The sequence below is a fragment of the Bradyrhizobium sp. P2_E8 genome, assembly GCF_056403875.1.
Window position 1 is genome coordinate 1 of sequence record NZ_JBFUES010000496.1, and the last position, 5,469, is coordinate 5,469.

General features: G+C 65.4%; 5 protein-coding genes. 1 reads left to right on the top strand and 4 read right to left on the bottom strand.

The annotated features are described in order from the left end of the window. From AC1D00_RS24585 to AC1D00_RS24600, 4 genes are all read right to left on the bottom strand, one after another. Positions 1-1,305 (bottom strand): methionine--tRNA ligase (locus tag AC1D00_RS24585; RefSeq protein WP_477012433.1); only part of this gene is annotated, 1,305 nt, incomplete at its 3' end. 110 nt (positions 1,306-1,415) lie between these two features. Then, entirely contained in the window at positions 1,416-2,462 is a 1,047-nt protein-coding gene (locus AC1D00_RS24590; RefSeq protein WP_477012434.1) for a DNA polymerase III subunit delta', read from the bottom strand. Then, entirely contained in the window at positions 2,459-3,145 is a 687-nt protein-coding gene (gene tmk / locus AC1D00_RS24595; protein WP_477012435.1) for a dTMP kinase, read from the bottom strand. Before tmk ends, AC1D00_RS24590 begins: the two co-directional genes overlap by 4 nt. Before the next feature lie 2 nt (positions 3,146-3,147). Then, a complete protein-coding gene (locus tag AC1D00_RS24600; protein ID WP_477012436.1) occupies positions 3,148-4,410 on the bottom strand; it encodes a D-alanyl-D-alanine carboxypeptidase family protein in 1,263 nt (420 codons plus the stop codon). Positions 4,411-4,562: 152 nt separating this feature from the next. Here AC1D00_RS24600 and AC1D00_RS24605 point away from each other — a divergent pair. Further along, positions 4,563-5,469, top strand: a 907-nt coding sequence (locus AC1D00_RS24605) for an alpha/beta fold hydrolase (RefSeq protein ID WP_477012437.1), incomplete at its 3' end; no start/stop codon positions are given.

The following is a 5,469-nucleotide window of genomic DNA, read 5'->3' on the forward strand; positions in this document are numbered from 1 at the left end:
GACCCGCTTCTGCACGGGAATGCCGGCCGACATCAGGAACGCCGGCCAGTACACCGCATGGAAGCGGATGATGTCCTTGCCGATGATGTGCACATCGGCCGGCCAATAGCGCCAGTTCCTGTCGCTTTCGTCGGGGAAGCCGACCCCGGTGATGTAGTTGGTGAGCGCGTCGACCCAGACATACATCACGTGCTCTTCGTCGCCGGGCACCTTGACGCCCCAGTCGAAGGTGGTGCGCGAGATCGAGAGATCGCGCAGACCACCCTTGACGAAGCTCACCACCTCGTTGCGGCGCGAGTCCGGGCCGATGAAATCGGGATGATCGGTATACAGCTTGAGCAGCTTGTCCTGATAGGCGGACAGGCGGAAGAAGTAGCTCTTCTCCTCGACCCATTCGACCGGCGTGCCTTGCGGCCCGAGGCGCACGCCGTCGTCGTTCAGGCGCGTCTCGTCCTCGGCGTAGTAGGCTTCGTCGCGCACCGAGTACCAGCCCGCATAGGTGTCGGCATAGATGTCGCCGTTCGCTTCCATGCGCCGCCAGATCTCCTGGGTGGAGCGGTGGTGCTGCTCTTCGGTGGTGCGGATGAAACGATCGAACGACACGTTGAGCCGCTCGTCCATCGCCTTGAAGCGGGCGGCGTTGCGGGCCGCGAGCGCGGACGGGGTCAGGCCCTCGTTCTGCGCGGTCTGAATCATCTTCAGGCCGTGTTCGTCGGTGCCGGTCAGGAAGAACACATCCTTGCCGTCGAGCCGTGCAAAGCGTGCCAGCGTGTCGGTGGCGATCGCCTCATAGGCGTGGCCGATATGCGGGTTGCCGTTGGGATAGGCGATCGCGGTCGTGATGTAGAAGACGTTGTCGCGCGCATGAGCCGCGGCGGGCGCTGCGGCTTGCGTAGCTGCAACCGGCTTCGGCGCGCGTGGCGCCTTCGGCTTGGCAGCCTTTGGCGGAGCGACGACAGCAGCCGGCGCCGCCGGCGGCGCAATTGCCCTCGCCTTCTCGGCCACTTTCTTTGCAGGTGCCTTGTTCGCGGGTGCCTTGTTCGGAGGTACCTTGGCCGTTTTCCTGGCGGCCTTTTTCTTGGAAGCCTTCTTCGCGACGACCTGCTTCTTCGCAGTCTTCTTGCCGGCCTTCTTTGCCGTCTTCGCAGCGCTGTTCTTCACGCCCTTCTTGGCGGCAGCCTTCCTGCTCTTCTTGACCTTCTTGGCAGCTTTGCGCGCGAGCGCCTTCACGGCCTTTTTGGTGGCCTTCTTCGCAGCTTTCTTGCCGCTCTTGCGCTTGACGGATTTTTTAGCTCGCGTTGCCACGACGAATTCCTTTACCGGCTTCTCAAAAATTTGGAAACGAACCTGCGTTAGGTTATTGTTTTGAGCATGATCCTCTCGGAAAACCGCTACACACTTTTCCGGATCATGCTCTAGCGCGTTGCGTCCGCCAGCCAGCCGAACACCGAGAAAACCAAGGGCTTTCGCTCCAGATTGTAGGTTTCGGTGTCACGCGCGGCGCGGACGATCTTTTCCCATACCTCAGCTAGGCGCGCAAGGCGCGGCAGGTTCTGGTTGGCATTCGCCTCATCCGCATGCAGGCGTTCCGCGATCCAGCGGTCGATACCGTCGATGAAGGCCGCAAGCGCGACGCGGTCGCTGGTGCCGAGCGAATCGCCGAGCGTGTGCAATTCGCGCGGATCGACCTGGGGAAGTCGCGCCAAAAGCGTCGCCGTGCGCTGCTGGAGTTTCAGCGCATCGCCGCCGAGCAGCGTCAGCGCCCGCGCGACGCTGCCCTCCGAGGCCTCCGCCGCTTCGCGCAACGCCAGATCGGTTGGAGCGAGGCCGGCCGCTTCGGCCGCTGCATTGATCACCTCGTCCGTTCCGAGCGGCCGCAGGCGCAGCTTGCGACAGCGTGACTGAATTGTGGCGAGCACGCGCGCCGGCGCGTGGCTCACCAAAAGGAACAGCGATTGCTGCGGCGGTTCCTCCAAAATCTTCAGAAGCGCGTTGGCCGCATTCGGATTGAGCTCGTCCACGGTGTCGACGATGCAGACGCGCCAGCCTTCAGCTGCGGCCGTAGAGCCGAAGAACGAAATCGTCTCGCGCGTCTCGTCCACGGTGATCACGGTGCGCATCACGCCGCGGTCGTTCGCCGTGCGCTCCAGTGTCAGCAGCCCGCCATGGGACTCTGCGGCGACCTGGCGCGCCACGGCGTCATCAGGGTCGACTGCCAGGCTCTCGGCGCGCTGCACGACGTCCGCAAGCGGTTGGCCGTGCGCCAGCACGAAGCGCGCCATGCGGTAGGCCAGCGTCGCCTTGCCGATCCCCTGCGGCCCGCCGATCAGCCAGGCATGCGGAATGCGCCCGCTGCGATAGGCCGACAGCAGCGCCGTCTCGGCCTCGCGATGGCCAAACAGACGGCTCGTCTCGCGCGGATGCGGAATCGCGGTCTCGCGCTCGGCCTGACGCGGGCTCATGCCGACACCACCGAGGCTGGCGTCGGAAGGAGACGATCGCGCAGTGCGTTCCAGACGCGGCCCGCCACTGTGTCGGGGTCGGAATTGGCGTCGATCAGCACGCATCGCGCGGGGTCGTCCGCGGCGATCTTGCGATAGGCCTCGCGCAGGCCCTGGTGGAAGCTGAGCTGCTCGCCCTCGAACCTGTCAGGCGTGCCGCTGCCGCGGCGGGCGGCGGCGCGCTGGAGGCCGATCTCGACCGGCAGGTCGAGGATGAGGGTGAGGTCCGGCTTGAGATCGCCGATCGTGACGCGCTGCATCGCGTTGATCAGAGCCGGCGAAACGCTGCCGAGGCTGCCCTGATAGGCGCGCGTCGAGTCGGCGAAGCGGTCGCACAGCACCCAAATGCCCTGCTTGAGCGCGGGCTCGATCACGGTGTGGACATGGTCATCGCGCGCGGCCGCGAACAGCAGCGTCTCGGCTTCGGGCCCGAGCAGCTTGCCCATGCCCGACAGCACCAGATGGCGCATGATCTCGGCACCCGGCGAGCCGCCCGGCTCGCGCGTCACAAGGGTGCGCATCCTTGCTGCCTTGAGGCGGTCGGCGAGCTTCTTGATCTGGGTGGACTTGCCAGTCCCCTCGCCGCCCTCAAAGGAGATGAAGCGTCCGCGTCCGGACGGCCGCTGTGTCGCGCTTTCACTCATGGTCAGAGCTTCTCGGCGCCTGCGCGGAACATGCCGATCACGAGCTCGCTGGCGCCGTCGATGGCGCGGCGCATGGTCGAGCCGGTGCCGACTGCCTCGGCGGCATAGACCGGCGTCTCCACCGCGATGTTGCCGCTGCGCCAGACCTTGACCACACCGACCCTCTGGCCGGCTTCGACCGGGGCCCGCACCGGACCGCTATAGACGACGCGCGCGATCAGCTTGTCGCTGCCGTTCTTGTGCACCATCACCTTCACGGGCGTCTTGGCGACCAGCTTCACCGAACGGCTCTCGCCGCCGAACACCTTGGCGTAGCCGACCTGCTGGTCGGCCGCGATCAGCGTGCGGGTCTCGAAATTGCGAAAACCCCATTCCAGCATCTTCTTGGCTTCGGTGGCGCGATCCTCGGGGTCTTCGAGCCCGTTGACGACGACGATCAACCGCGTGCCGTTCTGCACCGCCGAGCCGACCATGCCATAGCCGCCCTCCTTGGTGTAGCCGGTCTTCAGGCCGTCAGCGCCCTCCATCGAATTGAGCAGCGGATTGCGGTTGGGCTGTCGGATCTTGTTCCAGGTGTACTCCTTCTCGCCGAACAGTTTGTAGAACTCCGGAAAGTCCAGGATGATGTGGCGGGCGAGGATGCCGAGCTCGCGCACCGTCATCTTGTTGCCGGGGTCGGGCAGACCGTTGGAGTTGCCGAAGGTCGACTTGGTCATGCCGAGCTCGCGGGCGCGCTTGGTCATGAAGTCGGCGGCAAAGATCTTCTCGTTGCCGGCGATGCCTTCGGCCAGCGCGATGCAGGCATCATTGCCGCTCTGGATGATCGCGCCGTGCAGGAGATCGTCGACCGAGACCTTGCTGTTGATGGCGGCGAACATGGTCGAGCCGCCCGACGGCGCACCGCCCTTGCGCCAGGCGTTCTCGCTGATCCGGTATTCGTCGGTCAGCTTCATGTCGCCCTTCTTGATGGCGTTGAAGACGACTTCCGCCGTCATCAGCTTCATCATGCTGGAGGGCGCGCGCAGCTCGTCGGCGTTCTTCTCGAACAGCACGCTGCCGCTGGAGGCCTCGATCAGGATCGCGGTGGGGGCATCGCCGTCAAAGCCGGAATCTTCCGCCTTCTTGGCACCCTGGACGCTCTGGTTGGCAGCGTAGAGCACTCCGCACCAACCGAGGCTCGCGAGCAGCATCCCGGCGACAAGCGCGCGCACCAGCAGGCCGGAGGTGAAGCGGCTGCGACGGAGCGAAATGAGACGAATTGCCATGGCCAAGCCCTGAGAGCGGCGTTCTAACAGTCGGAACCGGCGCGAACAACATGAGGCTGGTGCCGGAACCCGAGATTGCACGATTCTCGTCACACCCCTATCGTGGCACCTCATATTTCTCGACCAAACCCCTGAAACAAGGCGGAAAAGCGATGTCTTCCACCCGCGTGATCAAGGCCAACGGGATCGATCTGTTCATCCGCGAGGCCGGCCAGGGACCGCTGGTGGTGCTGTGTCATGGCTGGCCGGAATTGTCCTATTCCTGGCGCCACCAGATCCCGGCGCTCGCGGCCGCCGGGTTTCACGTCGTCGCGCCCGACATGCGCGGCTACGGCCAGAGCACGGCGCCGTCCGACGTGAGCGCCTATTCGATCTTCGACACGGTCGGTGACGTCGTCGGCCTCGTGCAGGCGCTTGGCGAGAAGAAGGCGATGGTGGTCGGCCACGATTGGGGGGCGCCAGTCGCCTGGCACGCGGCACTGTTCCGCCCCGACATCTTCACGGCGGTGGCGGGCCTGAGCGTGCCGCCGCCATTCCGCGGCCGCGGCAAGCCGCTCGACCTGCTGCGTCAGGGCGGCGTGACCAACTTCTACTGGCAGTATTTCCAGACACCGGGAGTCGCCGAGGCCGAGTTCGAGCAGGACGTTGCGCGCACCATGCGCATCGTGCTCGGCGGACGCGGCCTTGCGGATCCCTCCGCGGCCATGTTCGTGCAGGAGGGCAAGGGATTTCTCGGCCACGCGACTGCCGATGAGCCGCTGCCGGACTGGCTGAGCGAGGCCGACCTCGCCTACTTCACCGAGACCTTCCGCAAATCCGGCTTCCGCGGCGGGCTGAACTGGTATCGCAACCTCGACCGCAATTGGGAGCTGACGGCGCCCTGGCAGGATGCGCAGATCCACCAACCGTCCCTCTTCATTGCCGGCTCGAAGGACGCCGTCATCACCGGCCTGATCGGCGCCAAGCGCGTCAACGAACTCGAGCGCGTGCTGCCCAATCTGAAGCGCAGGCTGATCATCGAGGGCGCGGGCCACTGGGTGCAGCAGGAACGGCCCGACG